General features: G+C 38.8%; 17 protein-coding genes and 1 tRNA gene. 5 read left to right on the top strand and 13 right to left on the bottom strand.

The features are described 5' to 3' along the window. Positions 1 to 2: 2 nt before the first annotated feature. Together EJF25_RS13990 and EJF25_RS13995 are read left to right on the top strand one after the other, a co-directional pair. Positions 3 to 1,550 carry a sulfatase family protein gene (locus EJF25_RS13990; protein ID WP_125041688.1) on the top strand — a complete coding sequence of 516 codons (1,548 nt, stop codon included), beginning with the start codon at positions 3 to 5 and terminating at the stop codon, positions 1,548 to 1,550. A 128-nt stretch (positions 1,551 to 1,678) separates the two neighbouring features. Next, complete coding sequence (locus tag EJF25_RS13995) at positions 1,679 to 2,854, top strand: mechanosensitive ion channel family protein (protein ID WP_125041689.1); 1,176 nt, start codon at positions 1,679 to 1,681, stop codon at positions 2,852 to 2,854. A 265-nt stretch (positions 2,855 to 3,119) separates the two neighbouring features. On the opposite strand, the gene EJF25_RS14000 is transcribed toward EJF25_RS13995, so the two are convergent. Both EJF25_RS14000 and EJF25_RS14005 read right to left on the bottom strand, forming a co-directional pair. Further along, positions 3,120 to 4,292, bottom strand: a complete 1,173-nt coding sequence (locus tag EJF25_RS14000; protein ID WP_200832912.1) for an endonuclease/exonuclease/phosphatase family protein — start codon at positions 4,290 to 4,292, stop codon at positions 3,120 to 3,122. Continuing rightward, entirely contained in the window at positions 4,273 to 5,682 is a 1,410-nt protein-coding gene (locus EJF25_RS14005) for an aminoacyl-histidine dipeptidase (RefSeq protein ID WP_200832917.1), read from the bottom strand. The genes EJF25_RS14000 and EJF25_RS14005 overlap by 20 nt, the downstream gene beginning before the upstream one ends. Before the next feature lie 184 nt (positions 5,683 to 5,866). Here EJF25_RS14005 and EJF25_RS14010 point away from each other — a divergent pair, with 184 nt between their 5' ends. Continuing rightward, positions 5,867 to 6,100, top strand: a complete 234-nt coding sequence (locus tag EJF25_RS14010) for a hypothetical protein (protein WP_125041690.1) — start codon at positions 5,867 to 5,869, stop codon at positions 6,098 to 6,100. Between the two features lie 26 nt (positions 6,101 to 6,126). Next, a complete protein-coding gene (locus tag EJF25_RS14015) occupies positions 6,127 to 6,744 on the top strand; it encodes an OmpH/Skp family outer membrane protein (RefSeq protein ID WP_200832918.1) in 618 nt (205 codons plus the stop codon). A 112-nt stretch (positions 6,745 to 6,856) separates the two neighbouring features. Here the strand turns inward: EJF25_RS14015 and EJF25_RS14020 are convergent, their stop codons facing one another. Then, positions 6,857 to 7,198 carry a hypothetical protein gene (locus EJF25_RS14020; protein ID WP_125041691.1) on the bottom strand — a complete coding sequence of 114 codons (342 nt, stop codon included), beginning with the start codon at positions 7,196 to 7,198 and terminating at the stop codon, positions 6,857 to 6,859. Beyond that, a complete protein-coding gene (locus EJF25_RS14025; RefSeq protein ID WP_125041692.1) occupies positions 7,195 to 7,497 on the bottom strand; it encodes an FtsB family cell division protein in 303 nt (100 codons plus the stop codon). The genes EJF25_RS14020 and EJF25_RS14025 overlap by 4 nt, the downstream gene beginning before the upstream one ends. Positions 7,498 to 7,714: 217 nt before the next feature. On the opposite strand from EJF25_RS14025, the gene EJF25_RS14030 reads away from it, so the two are divergent. After that, positions 7,715 to 9,586 carry a DNA polymerase III subunit gamma/tau gene (locus tag EJF25_RS14030; protein ID WP_125041693.1) on the top strand — a complete coding sequence of 624 codons (1,872 nt, stop codon included), beginning with the start codon at positions 7,715 to 7,717 and terminating at the stop codon, positions 9,584 to 9,586. Positions 9,587 to 9,755: 169 nt separating this feature from the next. Here the strand turns inward: EJF25_RS14030 and EJF25_RS14035 are convergent, their stop codons facing one another. The 9 genes from EJF25_RS14035 to rho form a co-directional block, all read right to left on the bottom strand. Then, positions 9,756 to 9,995, bottom strand: coding sequence for a PspC domain-containing protein (locus EJF25_RS14035; protein WP_125041694.1), 240 nt, complete (start codon positions 9,993 to 9,995; stop codon positions 9,756 to 9,758). 574 nt (positions 9,996 to 10,569) lie between these two features. Further along, a tRNA-His gene (locus EJF25_RS14040) sits at positions 10,570 to 10,645 on the bottom strand. A 61-nt stretch (positions 10,646 to 10,706) separates the two neighbouring features. Next, positions 10,707 to 11,873: a CapA family protein gene (locus tag EJF25_RS14045; RefSeq protein WP_125041695.1), complete on the bottom strand. Its 1,167-nt coding sequence runs from the start codon at positions 11,871 to 11,873 to the stop codon at positions 10,707 to 10,709. Next, positions 11,870 to 12,751: a bifunctional methylenetetrahydrofolate dehydrogenase/methenyltetrahydrofolate cyclohydrolase FolD gene (folD, locus tag EJF25_RS14050; protein ID WP_125041696.1), complete on the bottom strand. Its 882-nt coding sequence runs from the start codon at positions 12,749 to 12,751 to the stop codon at positions 11,870 to 11,872. Before folD ends, EJF25_RS14045 begins: the two co-directional genes overlap by 4 nt. 12 nt (positions 12,752 to 12,763) lie before the next feature. Next, positions 12,764 to 13,870 (bottom strand): TlpA disulfide reductase family protein, encoded by a 1,107-nt coding sequence (locus tag EJF25_RS14055; protein ID WP_160119419.1) that lies wholly within the window; start codon positions 13,868 to 13,870, stop codon positions 12,764 to 12,766. Positions 13,871 to 13,972: 102 nt separating this feature from the next. Further along, the gene (locus EJF25_RS14060) at positions 13,973 to 14,815 is read right to left on the bottom strand and encodes a DUF4886 domain-containing protein (protein ID WP_125041698.1); all 843 of its coding nucleotides are present in this window, start codon (positions 14,813 to 14,815) and stop codon (positions 13,973 to 13,975) included. Positions 14,816 to 14,860: 45 nt separating this feature from the next. Next, positions 14,861 to 16,183 carry a signal recognition particle protein gene (gene ffh, locus EJF25_RS14065; RefSeq protein WP_125041699.1) on the bottom strand — a complete coding sequence of 441 codons (1,323 nt, stop codon included), beginning with the start codon at positions 16,181 to 16,183 and terminating at the stop codon, positions 14,861 to 14,863. Positions 16,184 to 16,242: 59 nt separating this feature from the next. Next, positions 16,243 to 17,565 (bottom strand): MATE family efflux transporter, encoded by a 1,323-nt coding sequence (locus tag EJF25_RS14070; RefSeq protein ID WP_125041700.1) that lies wholly within the window; start codon positions 17,563 to 17,565, stop codon positions 16,243 to 16,245. Between the two features lie 270 nt (positions 17,566 to 17,835). Next, positions 17,836 to 20,052, bottom strand: a complete 2,217-nt coding sequence (rho, locus tag EJF25_RS14075) for a transcription termination factor Rho (protein WP_125041701.1) — start codon at positions 20,050 to 20,052, stop codon at positions 17,836 to 17,838. Between the last annotated feature and the right edge of the window lie 58 nt (positions 20,053 to 20,110).

Here is a 20,110-nt window from a genome sequence, read left to right on the forward strand (position 1 = left end):
ATATGAAAAAAGAAATTTACGGAATGTTGCCACTGGCTTTGACTTCTTGTTTGGCTTCTCAGGCAACAGCACAAGAAAAACAAGAGAATCATCCTAATATCGTTTTCATCTATGCAGATGACATTGGTTATGGAGATTTGAGTTGTAACGGAACAAAAACAATTCATACTCCGAATGTGGAGCGTCTTGCTGCTATGGGAATACGTTTTACGAATGCACATAGTGCAGCTGCTACCAGTACCCCTTCCCGTTATGCAATGTTGACAGGTGAATATGCTTGGCGAAAGGCAGGAACGGGAATTGCGGATGGTGACGCAGCTTCTATTATACGTCCGGAGCGTTATACCATGGCCGATATGTTTAAGGATGCAGGCTATCGTACAGGAGTAGTCGGCAAATGGCATTTGGGGCTGGGAGACAAAGGGGGAGAACAGGATTGGAACAAACCTTTGAAACCTGGAACTAATGATATAGGTTTTGAATATTCATTTATAATGGCAGCCACAGGCGATCGAGTACCTTGTGTGTTTGTGGAAAACGATCAGGTGATTAATTTAGATCCGAATGATCCTTTACAAGTGAGTTATAAAAAGAATTTTCCTGGTGAACCTACAGGAAAAGATAATCCGGAATTACTGAAAATGCACCCTTCTCATGGACACAATCAAAGTATTGTAAATGGTATTTCCCGTATTGGATATATGAAGGGAGGAAAGTCGGCTTTGTGGCAGGATGATCAGATTGCGGAGACATTAACCGATAAAGCTGTTTCCTTTATTGAAAGACATAAAGATACACCTTTCTTCTTGTATTTTGCTACTCAGGATGCACACGTCCCTCGCGTGCCGGGTGCACAGTTTGCTGGGAAAAGTGGAATGGGACCTCGTGGAGATTGTTTGCTCGAATTTGACTGGTCGGTGGGTGAAATTTTGAATACGTTGGAACGTTTAGGATTGGATAAGAATACATTGGTGATACTTTCCAGTGATAATGGTCCGGTCGTAGATGACGGATATAAAGACCAGGCTGTAGAACTATTGGGAGATCATAAACCTGGGGGCATTTATCGAGGGGGAAAGTATAGTGCTTATGAGGCAGGTACACGAATTCCTTGTATCTGGAGTTGGAAGAATGTGATTAAACCTGGAATTGTTTCAAATGCATTGCTTTGCCAGATAGATTGGTTTGCAACTTTCGCAGAAATACTGAATGTCCGTTTGCCCGAAGGTGCAGCTCCGGATAGTGAACCGATGTTGAAGGCTTGGACGGGTAAACAGAAAAAGGGGAGAGAATGGCTAGTGCTCCAGAATGCCCAAAATAATTTATCAGTTACTGATGGCGTGTGGAAATATCTTCGTCCCGGAAAAGGTCCGGAATATAACAAACAAGTGAATATTGAATTGGGAAATAGCCAGGAACCGCAGCTCTATGATTTGAGAAAAGATCCGGTAGAGAAGAATAATTTGGCAGGAGAAAAACCTGAATTAGTTAAGAAGATGGCAGAACAGTTGGACAAAATAGTTGATGGTCGTTATGGTCTGCCCTTATAGAGATAGAAAAGGAATGCTTAGAGAGTAGCAGTTGGACTGGTAGTTTCGATTAGAGAATCGGTTGCCGGTCTTTTTTTCTAAACTAAATCGTTACTTGTCTGTTATTCTTTATAAAAAAGATGGAACTTATGCTAGTAGTTGATTTAGGAAAATGGATGAATAAAATCCTGATAGATTGGGGAATGGAACCCAAAATAGCGAATCAGTTTGACGAAACGATAATCGCTATATTAATGATTGTTATTGCGATTGGACTGGATTATCTTTGTCAGGCGATTTTTGTGGGAGGAATGCGACAATATACCCGTCGGAAACCACATTTGTGGAATACGTTACTGATGAAACGTAGAGTGTTTCATAATTTGATTCATACGATTCCCGCTATCCTGATTTATGCTATGTTGCCAATGGCTTTTATTCGGGGGAAAGAATTGTTACTTATTTCTCAAAAAGCTTGTACCATTTATATTATTTTTTCCCTATTGTTAGCTATTAACGGTATCTTATTGATGATAATGGACATTTATGATGGGAAAAAGTCAATGAAGAACCGACCGATGAAAGGGTTTATTCAAGTGTTACAAGTAATTCTTTTCTTTGTTGGTGGAATTGTTATCGTTTCTATTATTGTGAATAAATCGCCAGCTAGTCTGTTTGCTGGTTTGGGAGCTTCTGCTGCTATTTTGATGTTGGTATTTAAAGATTCTATTCTAGGGTTTGTTGCAGGAATTCAACTTTCTGCAAATGATATGATTCGACCGGGGGATTGGGTAACTCTTCCTTCGGGTGATGCAAATGGTATTGTGCAGGAAATTACACTAAATACGGTTAAGATTCAAAATTTTGATAATACGATCTCTACAATTCCGCCTTATACATTGGTGAGTAGTTCTTTTCAAAATTGGAGGGGGATGGTGGAATCCGGTGGACGTCGGGTAATGAAGAATATTACGTTGGATTTGACAACACTCCAATTTTGCACTCCGGATATGTTGGACCGTTATCGGAAAGAAATTCCTTTAATGGCCGATTATCAGCCTGACCAAGGGGTTATTCCTACTAATTCTCAGGTGTATCGTGTATATATAGAAAGATATTTATGTAGTCTTCCGGTCGTAAATCAGGATTTGGATTTGATAATCAGTCAAAAGGAAGCTACAATGTACGGAGTGCCTATACAGGTATATTTCTTTTCCAGAAATAAAATTTGGAAAGAATATGAGCGCATTCAGTCAGATATATTCGATCATTTGTTGGCAATGGTGACGAAATTCGATCTGAAGGTTTATCAATATTCGGATTAGTGTTTCTTGAATTACGTTTTGAACATAGTATCTAATTTTCAACTACATCAAGTAGTTTTCAGAAGCTTTTTAAGACCATTACTTAGTTGTTTCTCAGGTATTAATGGTCTACTTCTCAGGTATTAATAGTCTATGTCTCAAATATTAATAATCAATTCCTCAGGCATTAATAGGCTTTGATTGTTTCGTAATGTGCTGAAAAATGTGTACAATATACGTTTAAAACATCCTGTTGTGTTTATATATGATGAATTTTATCTATTGATTAATGCAAGATTAATTCAAAATCAGTATAAATAGGTAGATGATCACTGATTCCTCCTTGATATTTCATGCCTTTATAGGTGCGAAAGGGTTCATTATCACCATATTTTTCGTCTTTGGTGAGAAGAAATGGAAGGCGAGAGATGTCTGCTTTTTCTTCACTAGTGTAGAAATCACTGGATTTATTAAGTAATGTACCTGATACAATCAGGTGATCAAGTAACCCCCATTCTCCATGATATTTGTAAGAACCAAAATGGTGAGATTTTGCTTTACGGGCAAGGAGGTGATAGAGTTTTAATGGAGAAATAGATGGTATGGAAGAGGTGGAAGAGTTTCCTGAAGTTACAGAAATCAGTTGTGTGATGGGAACCTCTTGTGCATCTAATATTTTCTGGATAGATTTATTGGTAGGATAGTCATTGAAATCTCCCATTATAATTAGCTGGGGATGAAGACGTGTATGTAAAATACTATCAGCGGTTGTATGTAGAATTTGAGCTGTATAGAGACGATAAGGTTCAGATTCTTTAGCCCCACCTGAACGTGATGGAAAATGGCAGACTATTACATCTAAAGTGTCTCCCGTTAATAGTAAACCACTGACATGTAACAGATCTCTCGTGGGACGATGTTGTTTGAAAGGGGGAATCGTTATAGAGCAGGAAGTTAAGAGTTTGAATACATCTCTTTGATAGAGTAAAGCGACATCTATACCTCGTTGATCGGGAGAATGAGTTATAATATAGCGATACCCCAATTCTTTTAAAGAGGAACGTCGGGTGAGATCGCGTAATACGGAATCATTTTCGACTTCACAGAGCCCTACTAAAGCGGGAGGAGTCCATTCTCCAACTGCTGTGATTACTCGAGCAATGTCATTTAGTTTCTTTTTATATTTCGTATAATTCCAATGGCGGATCGCATCGGGAAGAAATTCATAGTCATTCTTTAAAGTATCATGATGAGTGTCGAAAAGATTCTCTAAGTTCCATTCCATGACACGAAATGGTATGCGAGTCTTTATAGACACTTCTTGGGTCTGTCCCAAACAAAGAGAAACGATAAAGAAAGACATAGCAAAAAAGATTATGGCAATAGCTAATCCTTTTTTGCTATCGCCATAATCTTCTTTATGTGAACTTATCTGTCTGTTACTTCTTGGCTGGAACATGTACCAGAATATCCAACAAGTGCTTCCAGAACTTTTCTACAGTAGGGATTAACATCCTTTCGTCCGGAGAGTGTACTCCAATAAGAGTTGGTCCGAAGGAAACCATATCCAGTGTAGGATATTTGTCAAGGAACAGACCGCACTCCAATCCTGCATGGATTGCTTTTACTTTGGCTTCTACTCCGAACAAACGTTTATAAGATTCGGTTGCTACTTCCAGAATAGCTGAGTGCGGATTGGGTTTCCAACCGGGATACCCTTCACCAAAAGTAACAACAGCACCAGCTAATTGGAAAACGGCACGAACAGTGTTTGCCATATCATTACGTGCAGACAGGATAGAACTACGTTGGCTTGTCTCGATACGAATAATGTGGTTGGGTTTCATCTTGATAGATGCAAGATTTGTAGAAGTTTCTACTAATCCTGGAATATCTTGGCTCATAGCATATACGCCATGTGGAGCTGCATATAATGCTTTTAACAAGCGTGATGTGGTATCTTGGTCTATCGCAGTGGAACGAGGAGACTCTGATTCGAGGATCAGTTCCATATCCGGTTCGATAACGGCAAGTTCATTTTCTATTTCACTGATGAATATGTTCAGTTCACTGCGGACATCATGCTTAGCAGCTTCGGGGACAGCACAGATGGCATATGCTTCGCGAGGAATGGCATTACGTAAATTACCTCCATTAATCTCACAAAGATACAAATCTTGTCTGGCGGCCATACGACTAAGGAAACGGTTTAAGATCTTGTTTGCATTTCCCCTTCCCAGATGAATATCAGCACCGGAATGTCCACCTTTCAAACCTTTTACTTCTACTTTAAAGAAGAAATATCCCGCAGGAACTTCTACATCTTTGTACTCAAACTCTGCAACAGAGTCAATACCTCCGGCACATCCGATAAAGATTTCTCCTTCATCTTCTGAGTCAAGATTCAACAGGATATCACCACTCATAAAGCCTTCTTTAAGGGCAAATGCTCCGGTCAGTCCGGTTTCTTCGTCTACAGTAAAGAGACATTCTAACGGACCATGTTCGATACTGTCGTCAGCAAGAATGGCAAGTTCGGTGGCTACACCGATACCATTGTCAGCTCCAAGAGTTGTTCCTTTAGCTTTCAGCCATTCTCCATCTATTTCAGTCTCAATGGGATCGGTAAGGAAATCATGTTGAACATTGTTATTCTTTTCGCACACCATATCAATATGTGACTGTAATATGACAGTCTGGAGATTTTCTTTTCCTGGAGTAGCAGTTTTCTTGATCAGAACGTTACCTGCTTCATCTATTTTGGTTTCCAGGTTATGTTTAGCTCCGAATGCCTTCAGGTAGGCAATCATTTTTTCTTCCTTCTTCGAAGGGCGCGGCACTTGACAAATTTCTTCGAAATACTTAAATACGCCAGCTGGCTTTAAATCTTTTTTTCCATGCTATTTTAATTTATAAATAGGAATAGAGAGGCTATTCTCAGTCTCTTTTATTGCTAAATATGGTTAATTTGATTGACTTATCTGAACTCATATCTCATTAAAGCCTATCTTTGCACTCACAAAATTAATAGAAATGGTTGAGACTATACTGATAACTTTGTTAATAGTTGCTATTTCCCTTGTATTATTAGGGATGAAAGTATTCTTTACGAAGAGTGGGAAGTTCCCGAATGGTCATGTGAGTGGAAATAAAGCGTTGCGTAAAAAGGGGATAGGTTGTGCACAATCACAAGACCGGGAAGCGCAGAAGAAGCCACGTTTTTCTATTGAAGAATTAGAAAAAGCCTTAAACGATAGTATGAACTAATTAATTAAAAACAATATTTTATGGTTATGAATAGAATGAACTACCTCATGAACGGTTTGGCTGCTCTTGCGTTCATTATTTTATTTTCACAATGCGCCGGCAAAGCTGATAATCAAACTGCTACTACTACTACTACTACTACAGCCCAAGCTAATGCCGAACTTGCAGGAATCAAAATTGCTTATGTTGAAATAGATACGTTATTGACTAAATACAACTTCTGTATTGACTTGAATGAAGCAATGATGAAAAAGAGCGAGAATATCCGCCTGACATTGACTGAAAAAGCTACTGCTTTGCAAAAAGAACAACAGGATTTTCAGAAGAAGTATGAGAATAATGCCTTTCTTTCACAAGAGAGAGCTCAACAAGAATATAGTCGTCTGACTAAAATGGAACAGGATTTAGAGGCACTTCGTAATAAACTTCAAAATGGTTTGATGGAAGAAAATAATAAAAACAGTTTGATGTTTCGTGATTCTATCAATGCTTTCTTGAAAGAATATAATAAAACTCATGGTTATAATTTAATTTTCAGCAATACAGGATTTGATAATCTGCTTTATGCTGATAGCGTTTTTAATATTACTAAAGAAATTGTAGATGGGTTGAATGCTAGATATTCATCGCCTTCTAAGAAATAAAAATATTCATAAGTAACTCCTTTCCCTATTTATGGGGGAGGAGTTCATTTTCTTATTTTGCTTATGTTTGTGTATGCCTGTTTAAAACTGTGAAGTTGTAAATAGGTTTTTTTTATTGTTTCTCCTTCTCTTCTTCTTGAGGAATTCGGAAAGCGGTGTAGAGTTCTAAAACTGCTGCTATGGTAAGACAGGCAATCCATTCATTTCCATGTGTGGTAAACATAAAAGCCCCGGTTAAGATCAATGCAAGTGCACCAAATATTTGTTGAATACGCAAACGTTTAAGGGTTTTGCTTTTTCCTTTAACTGGAGTATTTACTTGCGCCAATGCGATAAATCCGGCTCCGATAGTATATATGTAAGGAGCATAAATCCAACCGGTAATGTAAATCGCAGCTCCGGTGAGAGCCATTACAGCTCCTGCAATAAAAAGGGCGGGTATTAGTTGTTTCATTGATTTTCTTCAAAAACGTAAATATCTTCGTTTGGCTTCTTCATCAGATATTTTTCACGGGCTATTTGCTCGATTGCATCTGGATTAGAATTTAGTTCGTTGAGACGTTTGGTGTTCTCTTCGTAATCTCCCCGATATTTTTCTATTTCTTCTTTTAACTGGCTGATTTCCCGTTCATATCCAAAGCGACGAACCAGACTGTTTTCGTCCAGAAAGCCAATGATAACAGCAAATGCACTAATAGTAATAATATACTTGTGCTTGCATATAAAATTCCAGATAGTGATGAGTTTGCCCATAAATTCTCTTTTTTGTATCTGCAAAGATAAAACTAATAACTTAAAAACTTGTCGCTTCGGGTTTAAAACTTCTCTATCTAACCTTTATTACTTATCACTTTTTTGTGTACATTTGCACTGAAAGCGATAAAAGGTCTTACCTGCATTGATTAGGTATGCTTTAATTTATTTTATTCGCGCTATTTTTCAGAAATTCAAAACAGAGAGAATCTCGGATATGGAAAACTATATTGTATCAGCTCGTAAATATCGTCCGTCCACTTTTGAATCAGTGGTAGGGCAGCGGGCACTGACTACTACACTGAAGAATGCAATTGCTACACAGAAACTGGCTCATGCTTATTTGTTTTGCGGACCACGCGGAGTGGGTAAGACGACATGTGCACGTATTTTCGCCAAGACCATAAACTGTATGACGCCTACTGCAGATGGTGAGGCTTGTAACGAATGTGAATCTTGTGTTGCCTTCAATGAACAGCGGTCATATAACATACACGAACTTGATGCTGCTTCCAATAATTCGGTGGATGATATTCGCCAGTTAGTGGAGCAAGTGCGAATTCCGCCACAGATTGGTAATTATAAGGTTTATATCATTGATGAGGTTCATATGCTTTCAGCGTCTGCTTTTAATGCATTTCTGAAAACTTTGGAAGAACCACCTCGTCATGCAATCTTTATTCTTGCTACAACAGAGAAACATAAGATTCTTCCTACGATTCTTTCGCGTTGCCAGATTTATGATTTCAACCGAATCAGCGTTGAAGATACGCTAGAACATCTGTCGTATGTTGCTTCAAAGGAAGGAATTACGGCAGAGCCGGAAGCTTTAAACGTGATTGCTTTGAAAGCGGATGGAGGTATGCGTGATGCGTTGTCTATTTTCGATCAGGTAGTGAGTTTTACGGGTGGAAATATCACCTATAAAAGTGTGATTGAGAATCTCAATGTCTTGGATTATGAATATTACTTCCGTTTGACTGATTGTTTTTTGGAAAACAAGGTGAGTGATGCATTGTTGCTTTTCAATGATGTGTTAAATAAGGGATTTGATGGAGGTCATTTTATAACAGGTCTTTCTTCTCATTTTCGTGATTTGTTGGTAAGTAAAGATCCTGCTACTATCTCGTTGTTAGAAGTAGGAGCCAGTATACGCCAACGTTATCAGGAACAGGCTCAGAAATGTCCGTTGCCTTTCTTATATCGTGCTATGAAGCTGTGCAATGATTGCGATTTAAATTATCGTGCTAGTAAGAACAAACGTTTGCTGGTTGAATTGACTTTGATACAGGTTGCACAACTTACTGCCGAAGGGGATGACGTGAGTGGTGGGCGTAGCCCTAAAAAGACTCTAAACCCCGTATTTACTCAACCTGCCGTTGCTCAGCAACCACAGGTTAGCACTGCATCACCTGTTCATCAGTCTGTAGTTCATTCAACTTCATCAACGGTTGGAACGAAAGCTCCTAACAATACTGCTGCAATTCAACAACCACAGGTGGCTGCAACAACAGTTGCTAATTCTGTAACTCCTTCTGCGGGTACATCGAATGTCGCTTCTCAGGGAGCAGGAATCTCACCTACAGTTAGGGAAGAGAAGAAGATTCCAGTAATGAAGATGTCAAGTTTGGGAGTATCTATCAAACATCCTCAACGGGAGCAGACTACTCAAAATGTAACTACAACTAGTGTTACCAATGTTCAAGTGCAACCGAAAGAGGATTTTATATTTAACGATCGGGATTTGAATTATTATTGGCAGGAATATGCTGGGCAGTTACCTAAAGAACAAGTAGCTATTGCTAAACGCATGCAAGGACTTCATCCTATGCTAATAGGTAATTCGACCTCCTTTGAAGTAGTAGTTGATAATGAGATTGCTGCTAAGGATTTTACGGCTTTGATTCCTGAAATTCAAGATTATCTTCGTAAAGGTCTAAAGAATAGTAAAGTATTGATGACTGTACGGGTAAGTGCGCCCACTGAGACGGTTCGAGCTGTAGGGCGCGTTGAAAAGTTTCAGATGATGGCACAAAAGAATCAAGCATTAATGCAATTAAAAGATGAATTTGGATTGGAGCTTTATTAGTATATTAAGGCTTTTTTGTTAAAGAAGAATATTTGAATAATGAGTTGGGAAAAGGAGAATTCCTAATATTAGATACGGATGATATAAAACTTTATATTTTAAGTTTTATATCATCCGTATCTAAAAGATAATAAATATCTGCTTTTATATTCTTACTTTATTTGGTGAATTATCTTTCATTATGTATTCGCTCATTCATACGATCCTCATATCCGTCGCTAGGTCTTTTTCCCGGCATAATAATCCATAGGATAATATATATAATTACTCCGGCAAAAGCAGTAAAGAAAGTTACTAATACATAGACTATTCTTAGCAAGGTGATATCCCAGCCAAAATATTCAGCAATTCCTGCACATACACCCGCAATCATTCGATTGGAAGAACGGGTTAATTTTTTATTTTCCATAAGTTTTATTTTTCTAGTTTATAGTCTTAAATGATTTTTTCGTTATATCTGTTTTTGATAAATCAATAATGGAGAATCTCTAATGATTTAATTGACCTTTTATTGTAAGTTGTATCAATTCTTAATCTCATCCTTCTTGGTTTCTTTTAATAGTCAATACATTTGTTCGATTAGGTTAAGAATCTATTCATACTTTTATAGGTTTTATAGTGGTTAATGCAAATATAATAAAACTATCTGAGAAATGATAGATATACTTCAATTAATATAGTATCTAATAAATAGATACAGTATAAAAGCACAGCAACCAAGAGTATGGCGAGGGTTTAAATTAGGAAACAAGGGTGCTGATTAAGCCTAAATTCGCATCTTTTTTAAAAGAATTATATTGATAGGCATGTCAGCTGTAAGCTTCTCGGTATTCTGTCCAGTGTTGTCAGTGAACTATTTTGGGGTAAACAATAGGTCAACAGCAAGGGAAATTAGATAGAATTTGGCTTGATTTACACCCTAAAATGCTAGCCACCAACAAAAAGAAAACCCTCATAAGTACTTAACTTACAAGGGTTTTGTTGGGTGGAAGACCGGACTCGAACCGGCGACATTCAGAACCACAATCTGACGCTCTAACCAACTGAACTACATCCACCATGTTTGCATTTCTCTAATGCGGTGCAAAGATAGATATAATCTTTAAATTACCAAAAAAATCTACTCTTTTTTTTCGTAGAAAAAATATTCTTTTATTCCCCGATTATGCTTGGTGAATAGGTTTCGTGCATCATTTGTGAAGATTTTCAATGAGTTACGAGTATTTATAGGAATTGAATCTGTAGGTATATTGACGGGATATAATTGATGATTTTTTTTCCCGGATTGTGTGGGACGGGCTGTCCATACTAAACTATACTCGCAATTATTGAGACGGGTAGTACTGTCTTTCACTAATTCCATCTTGACCATTAATCCTCCGTCTGTACGGCGGGCTGACATATTGGAAATATAATTACCTAATGAGTAAACAACAAGATTTCTTTCGTTTGTAAGGCTATCTTCACGTACTTCTATTGGCTGTACGACGTGTGGATGCGAGCCAATGATATGATTCACTCCTTTTTGAAGCATCCAATCAGCAAGGAATTTCTGTTGTTTGTTGGGGAGCGATTGATATTCTTCTCCCCAATGCATACAAGCGATAATTACATCTGGATGTAGTGTTTTACAAGTATCAATATCTTTGGTGATGATAGTTGTATCGATATAATTTACGATGTTGGGCGGAGTAACAGGAATTCCATTAGTTCCATAAGTGTAGTTGAGTAATGCAATACGAATACCATTCTTTTCCAATATAAGTGGATATTTCTTTGCCCGTTCTTCATTATTTATATAAGTACCTGCATGAGGAATATTCAGAGAATCAATGAGACGTATAGTACGTTCCAGACCTTTTTGCCTACGATCGAGACTGTGATTATTGGCAGTAACTAGAACATTGAAACCTGCTTCATGAATAGCTGTAAGATATTCGTCTGGGGCACTGAAGGCAGGATAACCTTTATAGGGTTTACCTCCTAAAGTAACTTCCAAATTGGCTATGGCAAAATCTGCTCTACCTATCTCTTCTTTGACATATTCGAAATACGAAGAGTAATCGTATCCTTTGAAGCCTTTAGCTGCATATGCTGCATTTATTTGCCCTTGATGTTGCATGAGGTCTCCAACGAAAAGTAGTCGGAGTGTGTCGGTAGGTGATATACTGTCAGAAAGAGAAAGACTGTCCAGAGGAATGTCATTTCCAGATTCTCTCTTTGTCTGCGACTGTGAAGTGCAGGACAAAGAGAGTAAGATTATTATCAGAAACCGAATCTGTTTCATTGATAAATAGCTTTTTTTCCGGCTAATAGTGTATTCTTCATGAGTGATACGATTGTCATCGGACCCACCCCCCCCGGAACGGGAGTAATGTAAGAACATTTGGGTGCCACTTCATCGAATTTCACATCGCCGGTTAATTTGAAACCAGACTTTTTGGTAGCATCCGGAACACGAGTTGTACCTACGTCGATAACAACTGCGCCCTCTTTCACCATTTCTTCTTTTACAAAATTAGGTTGTCCTAAAGCAGCAATGATAATATCGGCTTCCTGACATTCTTTTATCAGATCTTTGCTACGGCTGTGACAAACAGTTACGGTAGCGTCGCCCGGGTATGCTTTTTGCATCATTAGTGCGGCCATTGGTTTACCAACAATGTTGCTGCGTCCAAGTACGACACATTTCTTTCCGGAAGTCCCTATTTGATAGCGTTTCAGCAGTTCAAGGATACCGTTAGGAGTAGCGGATACATAGCAGGGAAGACCGATAGACATACGTCCTACGTTGATAGGATGGAAACCGTCAACATCTTTGCGGTAATCAATGGTTTCGATCACTTTCTGTTCAGAAATATGTTTCGGCAACGGAAGCTGTACGATAAATCCATCTACATCGTCATCTTCGTTCAATTCGCGAACTTTTGCCAACAGTTCTTCTTCAGTTACATTACTTTCGTAACGGATAAGTGAAGATTTGAATCCACATACTTCACAAGCTTTTACTTTTGCAGCTACATACGTCTCGCTGCCACCGTCGTGTCCTACGAGAATTGCCGCCAAATGTGGACGCTTACCGCCACGGGCTACGATCTCTGCCACTTCGGCCGCAATCTCTTGTTTTACTTGTTCGGAAATAGCTTTTCCGTCTATTAATGTCATATTCTTTATTTATTATGGTTTTAAAACATCTTTCACTTTGGCTTTGAGACCCTCTCCATGCAGATTCCTTGCGATAATTGTACCATCCGGACTAAACAACATAATTTGTGGAATGCTACTAAATCCGTATAAGTGATAAGGCTGAGAACCTGTTTCAAATAGTTGAGGCCAAGTTATATTTAGTTCCTTGATCGCTTTCTTTGTGCTGATAGACCCTTCATTAACGGCCACCCCGACCACTTCTAGTTCTTTGTTGCCGAATTGCTTATAAATTTCATCAATAATAGGTATTTCCATCCGGCAACCATGACAGCTTCTTGACCAAAAAGAAACTAACGTATATTTTCCTCTACCAACAAAGTTTGATAATTTAAGAGGTTGCCCGTTTTCGTCTTTTCCTTCGAAATCGACAAACATCTTTCCTTCCGAAGTCTGTTTTAGTTTCTCCAGCCGTTTAATTATATTTTGCACACTGGGAAGTGACATAATATATGAACCTGCCTGAGTGAGTATAGGCATCATTTCATCAGGAGATAGCTCTTTTGAAAGTTCGTTGATTGTGTAAAATCCAAGTATATCATTCGTATGTCGTTTAAATACTTTTTGGTATTGAGGAATAATGATCTTACGTAATTTTATCCTAATTTCTTCCTCTTGCTTTGCTTTTGTTTCATTGTCGGCAGATTCTTTTTGCAATTGGTTCAGTCGTTCGATAGCTTCATATGATAAACTATCTACGAAAATCTTTAGATTTGCGAATTCATTATTTAGTGGAGTTCCGAAGCCCGGATTGAGTATTGGAAAACCAGAAGTTGTATGAGTCTTTTCGAGATCTAGAGTAATTGTCCCTTTTTCTATTATGCACATGCCATAATGTTTTCCTGCAAAAATTCTTGCCAGAAAAGGAACTTCTACTTCTCCGGTAAATTGAAATTTTCCATTTAAAACTTTAGCACTATTTACTGTTTCTGGATTTTCATAATTCACCATAACTATCGTTTCTCCCTGCATAGTGGGGTCGGATAGGGGACCTTCGACAATGTACGTTGCCACCTTCTGCTGCGCATAACAAAAACAGGCAGAAATGATGATTAAAATTAATAAAAAAGTACGTTTCATGTACATTGTTTTTTGATGATGGACAAAAATAGAATATTTTGTCGAACCCGGCAATCTTTCGGACATAAAAAAAGAGGAAGCCTAAACTCCCTCTTTATATAATCATTTCTTTTTTATTTTAATCTCAGTGATCACATCCGGATGACGAACTGCATAATGGGCAGCTTTCTGTGCAATAAGTGCTTCCTCTTCACTGACACCTTTCGGTCTGAATTTCTTTCCGATAGCCTTTTGCTTGGTGATTTTTTCAAGCCAAGTGCAGGCAGCTGTATAACGTCCTAGTCCGAAGGTAAGATGATAACCGTCACGATTAAAGTTATCACCTATAAAGCTTGTACGTGCATTCTGTATGGCTGTTCCGGCAGGAATGATCATACGGAATTCTTTATGTTGCTTCTTTGATTGATTAGTGGCATCCACTATATTCCGAAACATTTGCAATTGATCTTTGTTGTATTTCTTAAATGCCCCATGATCAGAATTTTGTGGATAAGCCCAAGTCCTGTGTAGAGCATATTTCACTTTTGGATTGCGTACATGCTGTTTTACATATTCCAATAGACGAGTCAGCCAAGGTTCGTAGGTTGGATAATCACCGCTATCCTGACTTACTTGTTGGAATGTTATATAATCCCACTCTTCATCTTGAATACACTCCAGTAAAGTTTTTCTCTGATTACTGTTCTTGCCACCTACTACTTTATGATATTCGAATTCAGGTTTATTCTTTTCAACCACTTTCCAATGTGACTCAAAACCTTGTCCACCGCGGTAAGCGTTACCAATAACCAGACTGTCACCGCCTTCAGCTGCTAATTCGTATAAATATTGTTCTATTGCATCAGCCGAAAAGCTATTGCCAATAGCTAATATTTTTATAACTTTTGCTTGAGCAGAAAACGAGATTGACAGGTATATCAATAAAAGTAAAATTAGTTTCTTCACTATTATCTTTCCTGTTTTTAACTTCAATTCTATCAGATAAAAAGTTTATCGTTTCATCTTGGGCATCATCTTACCCATTTTGCTGTTAGTTACCATCTTCATCATCTTGCGTGTCTGGTCAAACTGTTTCAGCAGACGATTTACTTCCTGAATAGTCGTTCCGCTACCTTTGGCAATACGAGTACGACGTGAACCGTTCAGAATCTCAGGATTGGAACGTTCTGCAGGAGTCATCGAATGGATGATTGCTTCAATACTCTTAAAGGCATTATCATCAATATCAATATCTTTAATAGCTTTACCTACTCCTGGAATCATAGAAGCGAGATCTTTCAAGTTACCCATTTTCTTGATTTGAGCAATTTGGCTGAGGAAGTCGTTAAAGTCGAACTGATTCTTGGCAATCTTTTTTTGCAAACGTTTTGCTTCTTCTTCATCATATTGTTCCTGAGCACGTTCTACCAAAGACACAATATCACCCATACCGAGAATACGGTCTGCCATACGTGCCGGGTGGAACTGATCGATTGCATCCAACTTTTCGCCCGTACCTACAAACTTGATCGGCTTATTGACTACCGAACGGATGGAAAGAGCCGCACCACCACGAGTATCACCGTCGAGCTTAGTCAATACCACACCGTTGAAGTCCAGGCGTTCATTAAATTCTTTAGCGGTATTTACAGCATCCTGTCCTGTCATGGAGTCTACCACGAACAAGATCTCGTTCGGATTGATAGCTTCCTTAATAGCAGCAATCTCATTCATCATCTGTTCGTCTACTGCCAGACGTCCGGCTGTATCGACGATGACTAGGTCATATCCTTTGGCTTTGGCTTCTAGAATGGCATGTTGAGCAATTTCTACCGGGTTCTTGCTATCTAGTTCGCAGTACATAGGAACTTCGATCTGTTCTGCAAGTACACGCAACTGTTCGATAGCTGCCGGACGGTAAACGTCACATGCAACCAGTAGTGGCTTACGATTCTTTTTGGCCTTCAGCATACGTGCTAACTTACCGGAGAAGGTAGTTTTACCAGAACCCTGCAGACCGGACATCAAGATAACCGCCGGGCGGGCATTAATGTCAATTTCAGCGGTCTCTCCACCCATCAACTGAGTCAGTTCATCATGTACGATTTTTACCATCAACTGGCTTGGCTTCACAGCAGTAAGTACATTCTGACCGATAGCTTTTTCCTTCACTGTATCAGTGAAAGTTTTCGCAACTTTATAGTTTACATCGGCATCGAGCAATGCTTTGCGTACATCTTTCAGCGTTTCTGCAACGTTGATTTCGGTGATTTTACCTTCACCTTTCAGAATCTTAAATGACCGTTCTAGTCTCTCACTTAAATTATCGAACATATTTATTTTTATTACTTATTACTAAATTAAGGCTGCAAATTTACAAAAATCTCTTGTATTTATATCTTTTTATTCTGCCATTTTGCTTTTTTGAGGTAAATATAGCTCGTCACTAATAATAAGGTATAATACACAATCTCAATTGTAAAACAGATTTCGATAGGAGCCTTCAGCCATATTCCGATAAAAATAATGTATGAACCATAAATGGCAATTGTGATGGTTTCGAGCAATAGGGCGGCTTGTGTGTTTCCCGTACCTGAAATTCCATTGAATATAATGTTTGCTACCGATGCAATAAGCATAGCGCAGCAAATCACGTAGACGGAAGGTACGGATTCTGCGATTAATGCTGCTTCACTGGTATAAATAGAGAGCAGGAACTGCGGAAATATGGCCGATAAAACAACTAATCCCAGCATGATAAAGAATGAGAAGCGGGCTATTTTTTTTATAAGTGGCATTACATACTGAATGCCTCCTGCACCGATAGCGTTGCTGACCAGGCTATTGGTGGTTGTAGCCAATGCATTGACCGGAATCAATAATACAATATAAATACTTCGCACGATATTAGCGATAGCCAATTCTCGTTGCCCCAATCGTTCCACAGCAACAAAGAAGATAAACCAAGTAGCCATGGAAAGAAAATATTGAAGCATTGTGTAACATGAGATACTGAGAATCCGCATCAGCAATGAAAAGTCGAAAGTGCGTAAGCGATTCAGGCCGTATTTTTTCAGATTGACAGTGATATAAGTATAGATAAGGAAGAAAAGAATAGATGAGGCTTCTGCCAATACCGAAGCGATGGCGGCTCCTTTGATACCCATTTCTGGAAAACCGAATTTTCCGAAAATAAGTATATAGTCAAGTACGACATTGGTCAATGCCATAACGATTGCATTGATGGTTAGTACTTTAGTACGTGTGATACCAATATAAAGAGCTCGGAACATGACATTGACGAACGAGAAAAAGAATCCGTAAATACGCCAGTCCAGAAACTCCATCGTTCCTTCGTAAATAGATTCGGAAGAAACTAACAAACGCATGATATTTCCACCGAAGGCTTTGGTAAAGCCGAACAGCAGTAATGCCATGATTAATAGGAATATGATTCCCTGAATCATCACCGGACCGACATCAGAGTAACGTCCCTCACCATTACGTCGGGCAATGACAATCTGTGACCCGATACTGAAACCGAATGCAATTGTAAATATACATATATAAAAAAGTCCTCCCATAGCAGAAGCTCCCAAGGCAACTTCTCCTACGTGCCCAAGGAATGCTGTATCGGTGACATTAATGACATTTTGTGCCAGCAAGCTGAGTAAAATGGGGTAACTGACACTCCAAATCTGTTTGTTGGTATACATAATAAGGCGTTTAAGTTTGCATTTTGCAAAGATAGCGCTTTATTCTGATATCTTGATCAGTGTTTATGATAAACAGTATTATACTTGCTGGAACTATAAGATAATATTATACACAATAAGGGCAATGGATATTTTGTCCATTGCCCTATACTATACTTATTATAATGTTGATGAACATTCGTAGATTTTTATTGCATTCCCTTAGAATGACAATGCAAAATAATAGTGGTTATCGGCTTTTTGATACGATTATTTAAATTGTATCGTTGCTTAGCTGTTCATGCTCATCAGGAATTCTTCGTTGTCTCTTGTTTTTTCCAAACGGTCTTTTACGAAATCCATAGCTTCGATTGGATTCATGTCAGCAAGGTATTTGCGTAAGATCCACATACGGTCAAGCGTTGTCTTGTCAAGCAATAAGTCATCACGACGTGTACTTGATGCAGTGATATTAACAGCAGGGAAAATACGTTTGTTGGACAGGTTGCGGTCGAGCTGTAGTTCCATGTTACCTGTACCTTTGAATTCTTCAAAGATAACTTCATCCATTTTAGAACCGGTATCGATCAGGGCAGTAGCAATGATCGTCAGTGAACCTCCGTTTTCGATATTACGTGCTGCACCGAAGAAGCGTTTAGGCTTATGGAGTGCATTCGCATCCACACCACCGGAAAGTACCTTGCCGGATGCCGGAGATACTGTATTGTAGGCACGTGCCAGGCGGGTAATAGAATCGAGGAAGATTACTACATCGTGTCCGCATTCTACCAAACGTTTTGCTTTTTCCAATACGATACCTGCAATTTTTACGTGACGTTCAGCCGGTTCGTCGAAAGTAGAAGCAATAACTTCGGCATTAACACTACGAGCCATATCTGTAACCTCTTCCGGACGTTCATCAATAAGTAACATTATCATATATACTTCCGGATGATTAGCTGCAATGGCATTGGCAATGTCTTTCATTAGGATAGTCTTACCTGTTTTGGGTTGTGCTACGATCAAAGCACGTTGTCCTTTACCGATCGGAGCGAAAAGGTCTACTACGCGGGCAGACATCGAATCAGAATAACCTCCTTTGCAAAGTCTGAATTTCTCATCCGGGAAAAGAGGAGTCAGGTGTTCGAAAGGTACGCGGTCACGTACAAAAGCAGCGTCACGTCCATTGATCTTCGAAACCTTAACTAGTGGGAAATATTTTTCTCCTTCTTTGGGTGGACGGATCACTCCTTCCACTACGTCACCTGTTTTCAAACCGAAGAGTTTGATTTGTGACTGTGATACATAAATATCATCTGGAGAAGAAAGGTAATTATAATCGGAAGAACGGAGGAATCCGTATCCGTCTTGCATAATTTCCAGTACACCTACTCCATTCAGGATATCGTCAAATTCGTAAGGCTTTTCGCGTTCGATGACTCTACGTTCCTGTTGTACCGGAAGGTTTTCACCTGTATTGTTTTGTGGTACAGGACGTTGCATCTGTGGACGTTGGTTGTTGTTACGTTGGAAGTTGCTGTTGTTAGGATTATTATTGTTGGCATTATTGCTGTTATTAGCATTGTTATTGCCATTATTATCGCGTGGACGGATCACTCGTTGGCGATGAATATTCTGCTGAGGTTGTTGTACCTGTTGTTGCTGAGGTTGTGGAGCTTGTTCAGGCTCTGTTTGAGTAGATTCCACTTTTGTAGCTTCAAACTTGCCGAATAGTTCGGTAGGAAGTTCTATTTTCTCAGAAGGCAGATCTTCAATAGGAATAAAGTCTTCGTCGTCGGAATCAGATAAAATATTGCTTTCTTCGTCGATTACAGGCTCAGCCTTCTTAGGTTTTAATATTGGCTTTTGCTCTGCAATAGGTTGGTTTACCTTCACTTTTTTCTCTGTTTCAACTGGAATGGGTTTCACAGTAGTTATAACTGTTATTTCTGCAACTCCTTTTTGTTCCGGAGCATTTTCAACTGCTTTTTCTACAGGTTTAACTACTTCTGTTTCTTTTTTCACAGCTGGTTTAGCTTCTTTACGCGGCCGTCCCACTTTGCGTTTAGGAGTTGCATTTTGCTCTGCCTTAGTTTCGGCAACAGGAGTCCCTTTTTCTTTAGTAACAACTTCCTTATTTGCAGCTTCCTTGTTTATAACTTCTTTGACTACAGTTTCTTCTTTTACAATTTCTTCTTTTGGTTGTGGTTTAGCAACGGGGGCAGTTTCTTTATTCTTGGTAACTTCGCCCTCTTTCGTTGCAGCCATTACTTTATTTTCTTTTTTAACTGGAGTCACACGCGAACGCTTTTTCTTATCTTCTTTACGTTCTTCTTTGAGTTTATCTGCGGCAACTTTCTTTGTAGCTCCTACTATCGCTTGTTCATCGAGTATTTTATAAACAAGTTCTTCTTTTTTAAATGAGTCTGCTTTTTTTATGCCAAGTTCTTGAGCAATAACTTGAAGTTCCGACAGATTCTTGTCGTTTAATTGGATAATGTTATACATATAGTATAGTAAGTTATTAATATTTCTTTTTAAGCTGAAATATGGACGGCATTACTGT

The sequence above is a fragment of the Bacteroides faecalis genome (assembly GCF_003865075.1).
GTDB lineage: Bacteria > Bacteroidota > Bacteroidia > Bacteroidales > Bacteroidaceae > Bacteroides > Bacteroides faecalis.